Genomic DNA, 14,888 nt, shown 5'->3' on the forward strand with positions numbered 1-14,888 from the left:
CTACTTCGGTAGGGCAGCATCAATCATCAAGCAAAGAGAAAGGATAAAACAACAGACTTTTAAAAAACGCCGCTTGCTTCACAGCAAGCTGGCAGCTTAATATCAACCAGATGGTGCCAAACACTCACATGTTAATGAACCGCAATCTGTCTATCGAACGCTGACGGGGGACATGCATGCTGTTTCCCGGAGACGACTAGAAAAAAGGAGCTGTCAAGCTTGCCGATTTTCAGTATATCATGGCCACTTGGCACAGGTGTCGAGCAAGCACAGACAAGGGCTTCTCAGGCAGAAAATAGCGAAATGGTCGTCTTTCGGTTGAAACACCAGATTACAATGATCCCCCAATGGCTTGGGGATTTGCAAAACCGTACTGCGTTTCTCGGGAAGCCCTGATCAAATTTGCCTGTGTAGATATGTTGGGATTCGCGAGACATCTTCATCATCTTTCCGCAAAAGACCATGGATCAGGCTCCCGGCCCGCAATCAACACATCGCAGTGGAGGATTGGGGCCAAATCCAAGAGCATGGTTCAAATTTCTGAAGGCTGTGCGCACGCCCTCTTCCAGTACGGGATGGTAAAACGGCATTTGCAGGATTTGCTCTACGGTCATGTTGGCCTGAATGGACCACGCCAGAAGATGCGCGATATGTTCAGCTGAAGGGCCGATCATTTCGGCTCCGAGAAACCGTGCGCTGCCGTGTTCGGCGTAAAGCCTGAGGATACCCTTGTTGAGACCCATCACCCGGGCACGGCCCTGGTCCTCAAATGAAACTTCTCCGGTCGCGAAGTGGCATTCCTGTCTAGCCAAGAGCGAGGCATGGCTGGCCCCGACCATCGCAATTTGCGGATCGGAGAAAACGATGCCGATCGGGGTGCGGCGAGATCGTTTGTAGGAATGCGGAAAGCGCGCTGCATTCTCTCCGGCCAAGCGGCCTTCATCTGCCGCTTCGTGCAGCAGCGGCAGGCCAGGCGCAGCATCGCCGGCAATGAATATATGGGTGTCGCCAACGCGGCCGGACAAGGGGTCATATTGAGGCACGCCCGTCTTTCCGAGCGGCAGGCCGGAATTCTCGAGACCGATTTTATCAATATTGGGCCTGCGACCGGTGGCTGCGACCAGATAGTCGAAGCTGGCTTCCTGATCCGCCGTTTCGCCCCAGCGCACCGCGACTGTCTCCCCTTTGCGCGAAATCCGGGTGTCAGCGTTCCAGATGGCCGGGAACTCGCCAGAAAAAATGTCGGTCGCATATTGGCGCACCACTGGATCGGTTAGTGGCCCGGCCTGACCGCCCCTTCCGAAAAGACGCACGCGCACTCCCAGCCGGTGCAGGGCCTGGCTCAATTCCAGACCGATGACACCAGCCCCGAATACCGCGGCCGAACCGGGCAGATCGGTCCAGTCAAATATATCATCATTGACGATCAGCCTTTCGCCGGCGGCGAATAATGCTTGGGGAATGGCGGGCCGCGAACCGGTGGCGATGACGATCGTGCGGGCAGAAATCTTGCGTCCGCTGCTCAACCGAAGCGTGTGATCGTCTTCGAAGCGGGCATATTCCCTTATTATCTCGCCCTTGTCGAATCCATGGACAGCCTCTGTGACAAAACCGACAAAGCGGTCACGCTCGCTACGTACCCGTTTCATCACGGCTATGCCGTCGATCGCCGGATCGTCATATCGGACCCCGAACATGGGAGTCCTGGACCCCGCATGCGCTGCCTCGGCTGCTGCGATCAGGAGTTTGGAAGGCATGCAGCCCACGCGCGCGCATGTTGTGCCTAGTGGCCCGCCATCGATCAGTGCAACGCGATCGCTATATTGCGAAGCTTCACGATAGGCCGCCATTCCGGCTGTGCCAGCGCCGATGATGGCGACATCGAAATCGAATTCACCGGCGCCAGATATCGGCCTGTAGCTGTTGGTGATTACCGTTTGATTGGTCATGGAAAAAGATCCTGATGATTTTAGAGAGAGCGAGACGGGGTAAGTGAAAACCCACGCACCGGGATTTGCCGATCATCGCGCCAAGAGCATGCTGTGGCCGCGCCTATCTGCCTTGCGTGTCGCAGGTGCATGTTCTTCAGGTAGAGCTATCATGCTGCCGACTTTCTGCGGTCTGAGTTCAGGGGTAGCGTCGTGACCAGTGTTTCGACCAAGGGATCGAGCGCTGCAAAGGCTGCTTTATGCGAGGCTTCAAAGCGTTCGTCGCCAAACTCCTGATACTCGATCCCGACCTGGTGAATTGTCTCCACGCCAAGATAGCGCGATGCCGTGCGGACATGCGGAGTCAGGCTGTCGCGCCCTTCATTGGGCTTTCCAGCAGAGAAGCCGAATTCCCCCCATGAAGTGAGTAGGATGAGGGTCTTGCCGGCCAATATCGGTTCAAGCGGAGCATCGCCGCGAGTGAGGTCGAAGGTAAAAGTCTTGTCGATTCTCACAACCTGGTCAAACCACGCTTTGAGCGCGGCGGGCATGCCGTAGTTGTACATCGGCGTTGCCATGACGATGATGTCGGCACCGGCCACTTCGGCAATCAGTTCGTCTGATAGCGCAAGAAGCTGTTGCTGATCGGTCGACCGGTCCTTTGCAAAAGCCGCTGCAATCCAGTCTTGACTGATGATCGGAGGCGGATTGGCGCCGACGTCGCGCAGGACAATCTCATCCTGCGGACGCCGCTCGCGCCAGCTTTGCGTGAAGCTGTCGGCCAGTTCCCGGGTAAGCGAACGCGTGATCCGCGCGCTGGCATCAATGCGTAATAGTCTAGTCATTTTTCAGGTCTCCTGCAGTGGCGGCAAGCTCTGGTCGGCGGGTTGTGTCGCGGTCGAAGTGGACGCGGTTAGCCTTCCCGAGGGATATCGGCTGTGTGCGTGACAGAATGGACCAGATTTGCCTTGTATCAGCCCATGTCGACGAGGTTGGTCGTCCAGGCGTTCGGTTCAAATGCAGCGTCCAGTTCGGTGGCCGCGATATGATTGGTATAGTTCGACATGACCTTGAGGGCCGTGCCGAGAACAACTTCCAGAATATTCTGCCGGGTGTAGCCCGCTTCAAGAAATGCCTCGATATCTGAAGTTTCGGGCCAGCCGCGCGTTTTGTTGATCACGGCGGCGAAAGTACGAAGCGCCTCGAGCTTCGGATCATTGATCGGCGTATCGGTGCGCAGGGCCTCGATTATATCCTGCGGGACACCGGCGCCTTGCGAGATCGAAGTGTGGGCAGCCATGCAATAATGACAGGCGTTCAACCGGTTATTCGTCATCAGAATGATTTGGCGCTCGGCCTCTGACAGATCGGTTTTGTCGAAAATTCCGGCCAGCGTCATATAGCCTTCGAGCAGGGCCGGGGCCTCGGCCATCGTTCCGAGCAGGTTGGGAATAAAGCCGTATGCGCTTGTGGCGGCATTCAGCAGTGGCTGTGCGTCTTCGGGTGCGGTTTCGAAGTCGTGGGTGGTGAAAGATGTCATTTCAATCGGTCCTTTGAATGGGGTCGTGCCTGACGAGAGACACGAACGGGAGAGGGTGTTTTCCCGGCATGAACGGCTGGCCTTGCGGGATAGCCAGCCGTCCTGCGGGGATCAGAGATCTTCGACTTTGCTGTGCTTGATGGTCGGCCATTTCTCTTTGGCGGTGCGCAGCGTGTTTTCCTTGTCTGCGAGGTAGCTCTGGAAAACAGCGGCATTGACGAAGAGATAGAGCTTGCCTTCCACGATGTCCGCATACCGCGGATCGCCATCGAGTTTCTTGCCAAGGGCAACCGCATAGGCACAGAAACCACCATATTGCGGCAGATAACGCTCTGGATCGGATTGGAACCGTTCCGCCGTCAGTCCGGACGCGAAATAATAGGTCACGCCATCGTGAACGACCGCATGGCTTGCTTCGCCAGGCGCAACAGCGTTCATCGTGCTGAGTACAACCGTGTCGACGCCATGAACGCCCAATCCGGCGCCATCCAGAGTATAGCCGTTGGTAACATTATATTCGTCAGCCGCATGAGCGGGTGCCGAAAAGCCTGCGGAAAGCGCGATGGCGAGAGCAAGCCTGGTTGGCAAAATACGCATAATTTATCTCCTTTGAGTTTTCAAAAAGGGGGACGGTGACCGATGAAGCCGGGATCGGGGGGCAGTGGGCATTCCCGGTCACCGTCCGTTCGGCTGGAGCAGGGAGAGGGGTCAGTGGCTCCAGCCAAAGGTCAAGAGGGTTGGGCTATTTGCTGCGATAGGCAGCCCTGATCGCCTTGACGGTGTTGTCGGTATTGTCGACAGCACTGGCAATCATGCGGAAGTTCACAAGCGAAGCATCGTAGCCGTTATAATGTTCGGTGATGGCACCGGCGGTGGCATCGGTGACAACCATGACTTCAAAGCCTGCCTCGATCAGCGACCGCATGTGCGATTCCGTGCAAAGGTTCGAGGACATGCCGCCCAGGATTACCTTGGAAATCCCTGTCTTGCGCAGCTGCAGGGCCAAGTCGTTGCTGTCAGGCCCGTAAACCTTGTGCGGGCTGGTCACGACTGTGCGACCGTTGTTGATGTAAGGCTTGTATTGGTCGAGCCAGTCAGCACCTGAACCTTCAAAAGCTTCGAGGGTTAGGGCATGCGGGCGATCAAACATGCCGATGGAGTGCATCAGCGTTTCAAGCGTGCCTTCGAACTGCCAGCGATGGTCGTGTTTGAAATAATAGTGGGGAGAGACGAACACCGGCATGCCGGTTTGATCGGCAACCTTGAAAAGTGCTCCCAGATTTTCAACGGTGCGGTTCTTGGTGATGCTTTCACCCACGACGCCCCAGGTCACACCGTTGGGCGACAGAAAGTCGTTTTGCGGGTCAGTAATGACGATCGCGGTTGTTGCAGGATCGATCTCGAATCCGGGCATCGGCAATCCGTCGTTGACCGGTGGTTGGGTTGCGGTTGCGGCGCGGGATTCTTCCTGTGCAGCAGCGCCGCCGGTAGCCATGCCAATTGTTGCGATAGACGCGAGCAGGGCGAAGGCCAGCTTGCGCGAAGGCTTGGGGGGGTGGTTCATCATTCATTCCTCAGCAAGTGTTTCAACCTACCAACTCGCCTTGGGTCATATATCCGGATCTACAGGTCAAATATTGCTGTTCACCGGATTTCGCCTTGGAGTTGACGATGACTGGATTACGCCGACCGAGCGCGGTACTTCTTGACCGTGGCTGCCAAAAATTTGATCTGGCATGCCAAATTCGGAGAAATGCGTTATACGAAGCATTGAATCGGCAACGACGGGGTAGGCAGAACGCAAGGTGGTAGAAGTTTCGAGCCTTTTTGCCCGCAAGGCGATTGCTCAGGCGGAGCAGGCGGTTGCCAATCGTGCGTTGGCGCGCGTCGGCATAGTGCGTGAGCTGCTCTCCGACCCCGCGAACCAGATACCCGTGGAACAACACCATTTCCTGTTTGAAACCTTGGCGCGGGAAGAACGTCCGCAAATCAGCTTTCACATGCGGACGTCGGCTTCGATGCGTTGTGAGGAGTTCGGCCCGCTCGGGCTGACGATCAAATCCGCTCCAACGCTGCGACGCTCGTTCGAGCGGCTTGACCGCTATGCCAGACTCTACAATCTCTATTCCGTGTTCGCCTTGGCGGACAAAGGTTCGGAATGCTGGTGGATGAACCACAAACCGGTCCCGGATAATGACGGCGCCAAGCTTTCGAACGAAGCAGCGCTGGGAACTTTTGTCGCGCTTTGGCGCGATGCGAATGGGGACGAGTTCAATCCCAAGCGTGTCCAGTTCACTCACCTGCCAGTGGGTGATGTTCGACCGCTTGAAGATCATTTCAAATGTCCGGTGACCCACGGCGCGGAAGTCGACGCGATTATCATGCATCAACAGGACGTTGATCGACCAAACCGCGTAGGAGACCAGCATATCTGGAATTTTCTCCGCGAGCATATGGAGCAAATCCTTCGCACTACCGAACCGAACCGGATTGACCGCGAGGTGGTAATCCAGATTGCCAACAGCCTGAGCGATGGGGTGCCGCGTCTCGAGGATGTGGCATGCCATTTGGGCATGGGCAGCCGCACCTTGCAGCGCCGCTTGTCGGATCTCGGACACAGCTATCAGTCCCTGGTCGATGAGGCGCGACGGGAGGTGGCGCTTAAGCTCGTCGGCGAAACCAGCCATTCGCTGGTAGAGGTTGCCTTCCTGACCGGCTTTTCGGAACAAAGCTCCTTCACCCGTGCTTTCAAGCGATGGTCGGGAAAAACGCCGCGCACCTATCGCGGTGAAGGGCCGAGAGTGGCGGCTTCCCAATATTGAAGATTCAAGGTTGTTGGTCATGGTTCGGGAACGGCAGCTGCTGTCTTTTGTATGCGAGAGTGCCTGAAGATATCGGCAGTCCGCTAAAGCCCTAGCTCGGACAGGCCCGGATGATAGTCAGGACGCCGCCCGAGGGGCCAGCGGAAAAGACGTTCAGCTTCTGTGATCGGCCGTTCATTGATGCTGGCATGGCGGTTTCGCATCAGACCGTCTTCGGCAAATTCCCAATTCTCGTTGCCATAGGCGCGAAACCAGTTTCCGCTGTCATCATGATATTCATAAGCATAGCGAACCGCGATGCGATTGCCGCTATAGGCCCAAAGTTCCTTGATTAGCCGGTAGTCGAGCTCTTTCGCCCACTTCCGCTCCAGAAATTTCCTGGCTTCTTCGCGGCCCCGGGGAAATTCGGCGCGATTGCGCCATCTGGTATCTTCAGTATAGGCCATAGAAACTTGGGCTGGATCGCGACTGTTCCAGCCATCTTCGGCCAGTCTCACTTTCTCGCGAGCGGACGTTTCGTCAAACGGGGGCAATGGGGGACGTGACATGGTTCAATCCTCTATCTGGTGGGGGGAGAGAGGAGGCTGAATGCATTCCTCAGAGGGGAATTGTGCTGGCGCGACCGTCTCTGCCGCGCTTGCTTGCGCATCGGCGGAGCCGGCACCCGATGGAAACTGGAAAATTAGCAGCAGCATCAGGAGATAGAGACCTGCGATTTTGTGAAAGGCGCCGGAATCGCGTTGCTTGTGGCGGATGCTATCCGGGGCAAAATGATCCATGGCCAACTCCTCAACAGCAGGCATGGCGATCAGGCTGAAAGTCATGGCTTGATCTCCCGCGGCATGCTTCCGCCAGCCCGTGCAGCGTCGGAAAGCGGGGTTTCGCCTTTGGGGTGAGTAGCGCAGCCCGCCTCAAGCTCGGTCGCTACCTCTGCCCAAGAGCCCGTCCTCAGGGCTTTTGGCGAGAAGGAATTCTCGCGCATCGTCCACCGCAAGTTCGAGGCCCCCCGGCGAAGGACCATCCCGCTCGGGCGGAACGTCCAGATTCTTTCTGCGCCCCTGAAAGATGCGATTTCCGGAGAATCAGTGAGGACTCGCGCGGTCCCGGTGATTTGCAGGATGTCGCCTGTTTCAAAATCGACGAACAGCAAGCCGGCGCGCGGATTGACGAGGAAATTGCCAAGCGTGTTGAAGTGAAAATTCCCGGAAAAATCCGGGATCGTCAGTTGGTCATCTTCGTCGATCCTGACAAATCCGGCATTGCCGCCTCTATGCGAAGCATCAACCTGCCTGATGTCACCGCGGTCAACATAGGATGCGACGAAAAAGGTGTCGGCGGCCGCGATAATGGCACGGGCCTCATCGGTCAGACCGGCGGATTTCGTGACTGTCGCCGATTTGGTCTGGTCCAACTCGCGTGAAAAGCTGTAATCACGCAGCTGGATATATTGCGGGCAGTTGCCAAAGGCCTGGCCGACTGTGACTTCCAGGGAACCGTCTCCGGCGCTGTGGATGTCTCCGTTCATCCGGTTGCGACGGCGAGTGTGCAGTTCGATGCCGAGTATGCCGATGGCCGCGCCGGTCTGGGCGCCGGCGGAAGCGGGATCGGCAGCGTCAAGCGTTCCGCGGATGACCAGAGACCTGGCTGACGGGGAACTGATGAAGCCCGGAGCGCCGGTCAGCATTGTGGGCCATATATCGCCAGAATGATCGACCATCGCCACAATGATAAACGGCAGTCGCGCATAAAAGTCGCGGTGCTGATCGGGCATGAAATCTCGCACTATTTTTGCGCCGATATGTTCCATCCGTTCAGCCATGCCGACCGAGCGCTGCAGTGCGATTTCGCCTGCGTGGAAGAGTCCGTCTGCGGGTTCGCCGGTCAAACTGTTCATGGCCAAGGTCCTGTTGCAAGAGGGGCGGGGCAGCGGTGCTGCAGGAGGGAGAGCAATGTGCACCGCCGCCTCGCCAGTGGTGTCAGGCCGCTGCTGCAAGCCCGACCGGGGTCCGGGGGAAGGGGACGAAGCCGGGCATCGCTTCGATGCGGGAAAGCCAGGCGTTGACTTCGGGATAGTCCGAGAGATCGACATTCCCCTCCGGCGCGCGCGCGATATAACTGTAAAGCGCAATGTCGGCGACCGATGGTTCTCGTCCGCCGGCGATCCAGTCGCGGCCTGCCAGTTCTGCCTCGATAACGGTTAGAACATCGTGCGCGCGGCCAATTACCTCATCCGGGCTGAAGGTTGCGCCGAACACGGTTATCAAGCGCGCAGCGGCGGGTCCGAAAGCAATCTGTCCTGCGGCAACCGACAGCCAGCGCTGGACCGCTGCAGCTTCGGCCGCGCCGTCAGGCAGCCAGTCTGTGCGGCCAAATTTCTTCGCGGCATAGACCAGAATTGCGTTGGAATCGGCGATGATCGTGTCACCGTCGACCAGAACCGGAACCTGGCCAAAACGGTTCAATTTCAGATAGTCGGGTTGCTTATGCTCGCCTGCGCCCAGATCTACGTCGATGACTTCAACCTCTGCACCGATGAGTGAAAGGAACAGACGCGCCCGATGGGCATGGCCGGAAAGTGGGAAATGATAGAGTTGCATGGGATCGCTCCTGATTGAATGAAGCCGATATGCTCGGCAGGCCTTATGTGGAGCAATCCAGTTCGCGTAAGAACCGGGAATGTTATGAATTCAGTATTTCGAAAATTGAAATAATAGCGCTTGTTTCTCACTGCTGCCCCGCTAATCTTTATTTATCCAGTGCTGACGGAGGAAGAAAATGGACCGGATCCAAGCCATGCGCATATTGGTGCGCATCGCCGATAGCGGTAGTTTCGCGGAGACGGCTCGCCAGTTCAATATGAGCCCGCCTGCGGTGAGTCGCGCCGTTGCAGGATTGGAGGGTCTGATCGGTGCCCGTCTGCTCACGCGCACCACGCGATCGGTCAAGCTGACCGAGATTGGCGCGCGCTATGTTGAGGACTGCCGGCAAATACTCGCCGCGGTTGAAGAGGCGGAGGCCGCCGCATCGGGATCCTTTGCAAAGCCCACCGGCAGTTTGACGATCACCGCTTCAGTGATGTTCGGACAGATATATATTCTACCGATCGTCACCGAGTTTCTCGACCTATATCCTGAGGTGACAGGACGTCTCGTGTTTCTGGATCGCGTGACCAACTTGATTGACGAAGGTCTGGATGTCGCTGTCCGGATCGGTCATCTTCCAGACTCCAGCTATAGCGCGATCAAGGTCGGATCCGTCCGGCGTGTAGTCTGCGGTGCGCCGGAATATTTCGACCGCGAGGGTGTCCCTGCACGACCTGCCAGTCTGGCGACGCACCGGATAATTGCGGCAACCAGCGCTTGGACCTCGCTAGACTGGAGATTTGGTCGAGAGAAAAAGGAGACTGTCCGGGTTTCGCCGGGTTTATTCTGCAATTCCAATCCTGCGGCAATCGAGGCGGCGCGATCCGGATGGGGACTCACCAGGGTTCTATCCTATCAGGTCGGGCCGGATCTGGTATCGGGAAAGCTTCAGACGGTTCTCGAGGAATATGAGGAAGAGCCATTGCCGGTTCATATCGTCCATCCGGAAGGCAGGAATGCGTCTGCTAAGGTAAGGACATTCGTCGATTTTGCTGCTGAACGACTGCGGGCAAACCGCTTCATCAATTGATTCAATGTTTCATTTAATGGAATAATATCTTTCGCTGAAGATCAATTATCACGAAAGCCGGACGATCCTATCTGCATATCCGACCCCGCTTCAGGGGCAAGATACGGAGTTAGAAATGAAATCGAAAATAATAGTTACGGCCCTCGCAGGCATTGCAGGCTTCATCGCAGCGCCGGCGCAGGCAAATAATTTTGACGGTCCCTATGTTGGTGTTCAGGCGGGCTGGAACAGAGCTGAAGTGGCTGATCGCACCATCGATGCTCAGCCTGTTGATGCTGAAGTGTCGCGCGAGGCCGTCGTGCTGGGCGGCTATGCCGGATATAATTACAAGGTCAGTGACCGCTTCGTGATCGGTGCAGAGGCTGGATTCAGCGGCGCATTTGATGATGATATCCGCGCCCAGACGTCTGGCGATTCGGTCACAATCGATCCTCGTTACAGCTTCGATCTGACGGCGCGCGCAGGTTATCTCGTGGATGACAAGACACTGGCATATGTGCGCGGCGGCTATGCTAATGCCCGGGTTCGCACGACACTGGTTTCTGATGATGTGACGTCGCGTGCATCCGACAACCTGGACGGCTGGCTTGTCGGCGGAGGCGTTGAACGCATGCTGACCGACAATATCAGTGCGCGTCTCGAATATCGCTACACCGACTTCGGCAACAATGGTGGTCTTTATGACCAGCATCAGGCCCTGGTCGGCATCAGTTACAACTTTTGACCCGCTTGATGGTGCCGCCGTCCTGAAAAGACAGCGGCACCAATGCGGTCATGGAATTCATCATGAGATGGACTTATTCGAAATTTGTCGAGCCTGAGCTCAAGCTATCCGCGTTCAAATTGCAGCCGATCGTGATTGCAGCCTTGGGCAGTGGTCCCCTGACCGCGGCGCTCCTGAACCTGACTGTAGTGGCATTGATCACGATGGCCAGGGAATATCTGCCTGAATTTCTGTGTTTGCGACCCGAGCATCCCTGCAATGGCTGATCCTGGATACGAACGGATATTAAGCCAGCTCAAACTGGCCTTGCTTAACGATTGCGGCTGTGAGGATACACTTTCCAGGGCTGAGGAAGACGCGCGCGATGTAGGCCTCTCCGGCGCTGATATCGACGCCGCGCTCGGCGAACGCAGCTTCGATGTACGAACCACGGCAGTTCTGGCCCTCGGCTGTGCGGTCAAAAATGGTGATGCTGCCGCTCGAGATGCAGCCAGAGAAAGGGCGCTGGCCGTAGGTTTGACAGCCGAAGAGCTGGATTTCTTCACCGGCTTTGTTGCGGAATTTCGCGAATTGGCACAGAAATGATAGCACGGCCAGCCCTTGATTGTCGATTGTCTGATCGCCCGGTTCAGCGATCATCATTATTCAACAATGGAGATTTCCCATGACCGATGACGAAAACAGCAAAACCAGGGCAATATTCATGGTGGGATGGAAAGGTCATTGTCCGCGTTGTCGTCAAGGGCGCATGTTCCGCACCTGGCTGAAGATTCAGGACGGGTGCGACATCTGCGACTTGGATTACCGTTTTGCGGCTCCGGATGACGGCCCGGCATTCTTCTCTCTGTGCTTTGTTGCATTCCCGCTATTGTTCTTCGTGGTCTGGCTTCAGGTTGCTCTCGAGTTGCCGGCGCCTCTTGTTTTTGTAATCGCGATCCCGCTGATGGGAATTGGCTGTCTGCTCCCATTACGTCCGATCAAGGGATGGTTAGTCGCCTCCCAATATCTCAACCAGTCCGTCGAAGCCGGAACGGAAAAGCTCTGGTCGGAAATCCATACAAGAGAGGACGAGGCTAAACGCGACACGTTAGATTCTTGATGATCTCCAGACTCTCGACGATCCACTTCTGCTTGCCGCCCATGAGCAGCCGTCGCGCAGTCTTTAGGTCGCCGCGGAAAGCGGACGTAATCTCCGCGCCACCTACGACCGCTTTCGGGCTACGCTATACCCGATCCCAACGACTTAGATTGGGTCGGAAGCGGAAGGTCCGAGTTACACCGGGGCGCTCTGAACGCCGACAGTCCGCAAACAGTCCTATTCTGTTGAAAAACTTGAAGTCGGCGGCACTGACACTAATTTTCGGTAACAATGATCCAAAATAACCTGGTTGCGTGAATCATTGTTGCGCTCGATGCTTCATTTAAAGCGAAATGTTGCTGACGAAAAACGGTGCCGGATTTTTTCACGGGATAGGCCCATTTCTTGGCGTAGGCGATGGAGTTGTCTTGCGTCGGCTTTTAGCTCCCACCATTGATACGCAAATAACTTTAATTGTGGCGAACAGAGCAATTCACCCTTTAACCTCCCACCATTCAGGCCAATTGACCTTGCCGGGCGTGCGCACCCCGCTCCACACCTCGCGCTGTTCCTGAATAGTCAGCCGCCTTTCACCAAGGCGTTCAAGGGCAGCCTCGACGATCCATGGGTTCAATTCCCATCGCACGCGGTTTTTGTCGGCGGGGTATTTCCTTCTTGCCAAACCAAGCGGTTCCAAAATCGCATCAGCGCCAGAACTGACCACCGATAAGACAATAGCATCAATGTTCTGCCTGTCGTCTCCGCGCTCCGTGCGGGCTTGTTCAATAGCATTGAGCGAGTCCCGGGCAGCAGCGCTATCACCCGCGAGCCCTTTCTGGGTCAATTTGAGAAGGAACGCCTCGGCAGCCGTTATCCTGCGCTCTCCTCCATCCTCGCGGATCGTCACCATCTGACCAAGCACGGAATCATAAGGAACAGACTTATGGCGGTTCCTGGGGCGCCCCTTCGGATTGCCTGACTGGCCCTTCCTGAAACGCATTGGGGTTGGGGGCTTGCCGTAACCTTCGCTCACTCAACTCTACTCCGCGGCCACTTCAAGCTATCAGGATCAAATGAGAAGAACCTGATATTGTCGGCTTCCCTGCGGTCCAATTTCTTGCGTCCGGGACGGCTTAATGCTGCCTGCGTCGCCCAGGCATGCACTTTCCATCTTGTCGGAAAGGCCGGCTCGGGCTCTGCAATGCCGAGAATACGAAGAGCCTCATCCGCGTTGTCAGCCGAGTAATGGTGCTTGAGCTCAATTTTCCGGCACGGTTCAGGGTTCTTCTGCTCAAGAGCCCTTTCCCGTTTCTCGATCATCTTGAGCAGTTTGCGAATTGCCAGACGCTTTCCTGCAAGAGCATCTTTAAGAGTCTGCTGCTGCAACGCCTCTTCAACCGTTGCCTCACGCGCTTTTCCATTCTGGGTAATGGTCAATGTTTTGTCGAGAATGATCTCGAACGCCGAAACATTGGGCCGGCGATGCTTGCGAGGCCGTCCTTTGGGATTGCCGGACTGCCCGGGCTGAAAGCGCGTACTGCTCATGCCGCCAGATCCTCGCCATCGCGAAACACCAGTTGCGGCTCCTTGCCCGTTAGATCGCTCCAACGCTGCATTGCAAGATCAACATAGGCAGGATCAATATCGAGCCCCCGGAAGGCGCGCCCCACTCGCTCGGCGGCAACAAGACTTGTGCCCGAGCCGAGGAAAATATCCAGCACAAGTTCGTTCTGCCTTGTGACATCGCAGTAAGCGTCCGCCACCATCGCCACTGGCTTGACCGTGGGGTGGAGCGCCAGATCCTCGCGCCGGGAGCCGCGCATGGAGTTGACGCTGGGATAATCCCACACATTGGTTCGGTTGCGACCATGCTTGCCAAGTTCGACGTTATTGATGTGCGGTTCATCGCCGACACGATAGACAAAAACCATCTCGTGCTTCGACCTGTAGAGAGAGCCCATTCCGGCATTGCTCTTGTTCCACACACAAATGTTGAGCAGGTCCCCGTAGATATCACCGACCGAAGCGGTCACATCATCCATGTGACGCCAGTCCATGCATATAAAATGGACTGCTCCGCTGCGTGATACTTTTGCGCAGGCACCCAAAGTTTCAGCAAGGAACATCCTGAACTCGGCTTCGTTCATTTCACCAGATGCCATCGCAAACTCGCGGTGACGGCCCTTGGCATTGGCGTGGCCGTTGATCTTCACGTTGTAAGGCGGATCAAGGAACGCGCAGTCGATCAAGGCGCCTTTACCAACTACACTCTGCAAGAAACCAGCATCACGCCCATCGCCGCAGGCGACCCGGTGCTCACCGAGCTGCCATATGTCACCACAATTCACACGCGGGTTTTCAGGGACGGCAGGGATCACTTCATCGTCCGGGTCCTCACTATCAGCAAGTGCCACGTCGATCTCTCCAGGACTGAAGCCTGTCAGACCCAGATCAATGTCTACTTCTGGCAGGGAAAGATCGGCAAGCTCCAGCTTGAGTATTTCCATGTCCCAGCCTGCATTGAGCGCTATCTTGTTGTCCGCAAGGCGCAGTGCCTTCTTCTGGGGTTCGCTGAGGCCCGCAAGCACAATCACCGGAACTTCGGCAAGGTTCAGTTCTCTGGCGGCCCGAAGCCGGCCATGCCCTGCAATAATATTGCCCATCGGGTCAGCAAGTATGGGATTGGTGAACCCGAATGCCCGGATGGACTCTGCGATCTGAGTGACCTGCTTTTTTGAATGGGTTCGCGCATTGCGCGGATCCGGGATCAGCTTTTCGATCCGGGTATAATTTACCTCAAGGCGGCGATCGGCAGAATCGTCTGCGAGCGATTCGTTTGTGTAGATAAGAAGAACATATCAGGACCATATGTTCTCATCAAGAGCTATTCCCGACAGCGACCATTGGTAATATTTCAACTGGACCCGGCGATCGCTAATATTCCTGTTCTGACGATTAAACCCTCTGTTGCTGGCGATTGGGGCCCCTGTTAATGGGTGTCCGTCGTCAGATAAATTGAGACAGATGTGTCATTCACTTTGTTGAGTGTTTGGCACCATCTGGTTGATATTAAGCTGCCAGCTTGCTGTGAAGCAAGCGGCGTTTTTTAAAAGTCTGTTGTTTT

At 56.2% G+C, this 14,888-nt stretch carries 18 protein-coding genes and 1 pseudogene; 7 read left to right on the forward strand and 12 right to left on the reverse strand.

The genetic code is table 11. The features are described 5' to 3' along the window. A pseudogene (locus BOSE62_RS17245) lies at positions 1 to 100 on the forward strand (PEP/pyruvate-binding domain-containing protein); the annotation flags it as partial. A gap of 367 nt (positions 101 to 467) precedes the next feature. Here the strand turns inward: BOSE62_RS17245 and BOSE62_RS17250 are convergent. From BOSE62_RS17250 to BOSE62_RS17270, 5 genes are all read right to left on the reverse strand, one after another. Then, positions 468 to 1,949 (reverse strand): dihydrolipoyl dehydrogenase, encoded by a 1,482-nt coding sequence (locus BOSE62_RS17250; RefSeq protein ID WP_159648164.1) that lies wholly within the window; start codon positions 1,947 to 1,949, stop codon positions 468 to 470. 149 nt (positions 1,950 to 2,098) lie between these two features. After that, on the reverse strand, positions 2,099 to 2,773 hold the full coding sequence (locus tag BOSE62_RS17255) for an FMN-dependent NADH-azoreductase (protein ID WP_159648165.1): 675 nt from the start codon (positions 2,771 to 2,773) through the stop codon (positions 2,099 to 2,101). Positions 2,774 to 2,901: 128 nt separating this feature from the next. Then, entirely contained in the window at positions 2,902 to 3,468 is a 567-nt protein-coding gene (locus tag BOSE62_RS17260) for a carboxymuconolactone decarboxylase family protein (protein ID WP_159648166.1), read from the reverse strand. Between the two features lie 111 nt (positions 3,469 to 3,579). Next, positions 3,580 to 4,065, reverse strand: a complete 486-nt coding sequence (locus tag BOSE62_RS17265; protein ID WP_159648167.1) for a YHS domain-containing (seleno)protein — start codon at positions 4,063 to 4,065, stop codon at positions 3,580 to 3,582. Positions 4,066 to 4,210: 145 nt separating this feature from the next. After that, positions 4,211 to 5,035, reverse strand: coding sequence for an isochorismatase family protein (locus BOSE62_RS17270; RefSeq protein WP_201295737.1), 825 nt, complete (start codon positions 5,033 to 5,035; stop codon positions 4,211 to 4,213). A gap of 238 nt (positions 5,036 to 5,273) precedes the next feature. On the opposite strand from BOSE62_RS17270, the gene BOSE62_RS17275 reads away from it, so the two are divergent. Continuing rightward, positions 5,274 to 6,290, forward strand: coding sequence for an AraC family transcriptional regulator (locus tag BOSE62_RS17275; protein ID WP_159648168.1), 1,017 nt, complete (start codon positions 5,274 to 5,276; stop codon positions 6,288 to 6,290). An 83-nt stretch (positions 6,291 to 6,373) separates the two neighbouring features. Here the strand turns inward: BOSE62_RS17275 and BOSE62_RS17280 are convergent, their stop codons facing one another. The 4 genes from BOSE62_RS17280 to BOSE62_RS17295 form a co-directional block, all read right to left on the reverse strand. Beyond that, positions 6,374 to 6,838 (reverse strand): nuclear transport factor 2 family protein, encoded by a 465-nt coding sequence (locus BOSE62_RS17280; protein ID WP_159648169.1) that lies wholly within the window; start codon positions 6,836 to 6,838, stop codon positions 6,374 to 6,376. A 3-nt stretch (positions 6,839 to 6,841) separates the two neighbouring features. Then, a complete protein-coding gene (locus tag BOSE62_RS17285) occupies positions 6,842 to 7,114 on the reverse strand; it encodes a hypothetical protein (protein WP_159648170.1) in 273 nt (90 codons plus the stop codon). Then, a complete protein-coding gene (locus BOSE62_RS17290) occupies positions 7,111 to 8,184 on the reverse strand; it encodes a pyridoxamine 5'-phosphate oxidase family protein (protein WP_159648171.1) in 1,074 nt (357 codons plus the stop codon). Before BOSE62_RS17290 ends, BOSE62_RS17285 begins: the two co-directional genes overlap by 4 nt. An 82-nt stretch (positions 8,185 to 8,266) precedes the next feature. Then, positions 8,267 to 8,887 (reverse strand): glutathione S-transferase family protein, encoded by a 621-nt coding sequence (locus tag BOSE62_RS17295; RefSeq protein WP_159648172.1) that lies wholly within the window; start codon positions 8,885 to 8,887, stop codon positions 8,267 to 8,269. Positions 8,888 to 9,065: 178 nt separating this feature from the next. On the opposite strand from BOSE62_RS17295, the gene BOSE62_RS17300 reads away from it, so the two are divergent. From BOSE62_RS17300 to BOSE62_RS17320, 5 genes are all read left to right on the forward strand, one after another. Then, positions 9,066 to 9,962, forward strand: a complete 897-nt coding sequence (locus tag BOSE62_RS17300) for a LysR family transcriptional regulator (protein WP_159648173.1) — start codon at positions 9,066 to 9,068, stop codon at positions 9,960 to 9,962. A gap of 115 nt (positions 9,963 to 10,077) precedes the next feature. Beyond that, entirely contained in the window at positions 10,078 to 10,686 is a 609-nt protein-coding gene (locus BOSE62_RS17305) for an outer membrane protein (protein ID WP_159648174.1), read from the forward strand. Between the two features lie 62 nt (positions 10,687 to 10,748). After that, positions 10,749 to 10,952 carry a hypothetical protein gene (locus BOSE62_RS17310; protein ID WP_159648175.1) on the forward strand — a complete coding sequence of 68 codons (204 nt, stop codon included), beginning with the start codon at positions 10,749 to 10,751 and terminating at the stop codon, positions 10,950 to 10,952. Continuing rightward, complete coding sequence (locus BOSE62_RS17315; RefSeq protein ID WP_159648176.1) at positions 10,945 to 11,271, forward strand: hypothetical protein; 327 nt, start codon at positions 10,945 to 10,947, stop codon at positions 11,269 to 11,271. Before BOSE62_RS17310 ends, BOSE62_RS17315 begins: the two co-directional genes overlap by 8 nt. Positions 11,272 to 11,350: 79 nt before the next feature. Next, positions 11,351 to 11,785: a DUF983 domain-containing protein gene (locus BOSE62_RS17320; protein ID WP_236554224.1), complete on the forward strand. Its 435-nt coding sequence runs from the start codon at positions 11,351 to 11,353 to the stop codon at positions 11,783 to 11,785. A 472-nt stretch (positions 11,786 to 12,257) separates the two neighbouring features. Here BOSE62_RS17320 and BOSE62_RS17325 read toward each other — a convergent pair whose 3' ends face one another. From BOSE62_RS17325 to BOSE62_RS17335, 3 genes are read right to left on the reverse strand one after another with little or no spacing between them, the layout of a single operon-like run. After that, the gene (locus tag BOSE62_RS17325) at positions 12,258 to 12,797 is read right to left on the reverse strand and encodes a DUF5681 domain-containing protein (protein ID WP_201295738.1); all 540 of its coding nucleotides are present in this window, start codon (positions 12,795 to 12,797) and stop codon (positions 12,258 to 12,260) included. Continuing rightward, positions 12,794 to 13,309 (reverse strand): DUF5681 domain-containing protein, encoded by a 516-nt coding sequence (locus BOSE62_RS17330; RefSeq protein ID WP_159648177.1) that lies wholly within the window; start codon positions 13,307 to 13,309, stop codon positions 12,794 to 12,796. Before BOSE62_RS17330 ends, BOSE62_RS17325 begins: the two co-directional genes overlap by 4 nt. Then, positions 13,306 to 14,610: a site-specific DNA-methyltransferase gene (locus tag BOSE62_RS17335; RefSeq protein ID WP_159648181.1), complete on the reverse strand. Its 1,305-nt coding sequence runs from the start codon at positions 14,608 to 14,610 to the stop codon at positions 13,306 to 13,308. Before BOSE62_RS17335 ends, BOSE62_RS17330 begins: the two co-directional genes overlap by 4 nt. Positions 14,611 to 14,888: the final 278 nt, after the last annotated feature.

Source organism: Sphingorhabdus sp. 109 (assembly GCF_902506555.1).
GTDB lineage: Bacteria > Pseudomonadota > Alphaproteobacteria > Sphingomonadales > Sphingomonadaceae > Parasphingorhabdus.

What these genes read in the sequence shown, in the direction of transcription:
- BOSE62_RS17250 (WP_159648164.1), bottom strand. Translation starts at nt 1,949, where the DNA reads ATGACCAATCAAACGGTAATCACCAACAGCTACAGGCCGATATCTGGC.
- BOSE62_RS17255 (WP_159648165.1), bottom strand. Translation starts at nt 2,773, where the DNA reads ATGACTAGACTATTACGCATTGATGCCAGCGCGCGGATCACGCGTTCG.
- BOSE62_RS17260 (WP_159648166.1), bottom strand. Translation starts at nt 3,468, where the DNA reads ATGACATCTTTCACCACCCACGACTTCGAAACCGCACCCGAAGACGCA.
- BOSE62_RS17265 (WP_159648167.1), bottom strand. Translation starts at nt 4,065, where the DNA reads ATGCGTATTTTGCCAACCAGGCTTGCTCTCGCCATCGCGCTTTCCGCA.
- BOSE62_RS17270 (WP_201295737.1), bottom strand. Translation starts at nt 5,035, where the DNA reads ATGATGAACCACCCCCCCAAGCCTTCGCGCAAGCTGGCCTTCGCCCTG.
- BOSE62_RS17280 (WP_159648169.1), bottom strand. Translation starts at nt 6,838, where the DNA reads ATGTCACGTCCCCCATTGCCCCCGTTTGACGAAACGTCCGCTCGCGAG.
- BOSE62_RS17285 (WP_159648170.1), bottom strand. Translation starts at nt 7,114, where the DNA reads ATGACTTTCAGCCTGATCGCCATGCCTGCTGTTGAGGAGTTGGCCATG.
- BOSE62_RS17290 (WP_159648171.1), bottom strand. Translation starts at nt 8,184, where the DNA reads ATGAACAGTTTGACCGGCGAACCCGCAGACGGACTCTTCCACGCAGGC.
- BOSE62_RS17295 (WP_159648172.1), bottom strand. Translation starts at nt 8,887, where the DNA reads ATGCAACTCTATCATTTCCCACTTTCCGGCCATGCCCATCGGGCGCGT.
- BOSE62_RS17300 (WP_159648173.1), top strand. Translation starts at nt 9,066, where the DNA reads ATGGACCGGATCCAAGCCATGCGCATATTGGTGCGCATCGCCGATAGC.
- BOSE62_RS17305 (WP_159648174.1), top strand. Translation starts at nt 10,078, where the DNA reads ATGAAATCGAAAATAATAGTTACGGCCCTCGCAGGCATTGCAGGCTTC.
- BOSE62_RS17310 (WP_159648175.1), top strand. Translation starts at nt 10,749, where the DNA reads ATGAGATGGACTTATTCGAAATTTGTCGAGCCTGAGCTCAAGCTATCC.
- BOSE62_RS17315 (WP_159648176.1), top strand. Translation starts at nt 10,945, where the DNA reads ATGGCTGATCCTGGATACGAACGGATATTAAGCCAGCTCAAACTGGCC.
- BOSE62_RS17320 (WP_236554224.1), top strand. Translation starts at nt 11,351, where the DNA reads ATGACCGATGACGAAAACAGCAAAACCAGGGCAATATTCATGGTGGGA.
- BOSE62_RS17330 (WP_159648177.1), bottom strand. Translation starts at nt 13,309, where the DNA reads ATGAGCAGTACGCGCTTTCAGCCCGGGCAGTCCGGCAATCCCAAAGGA.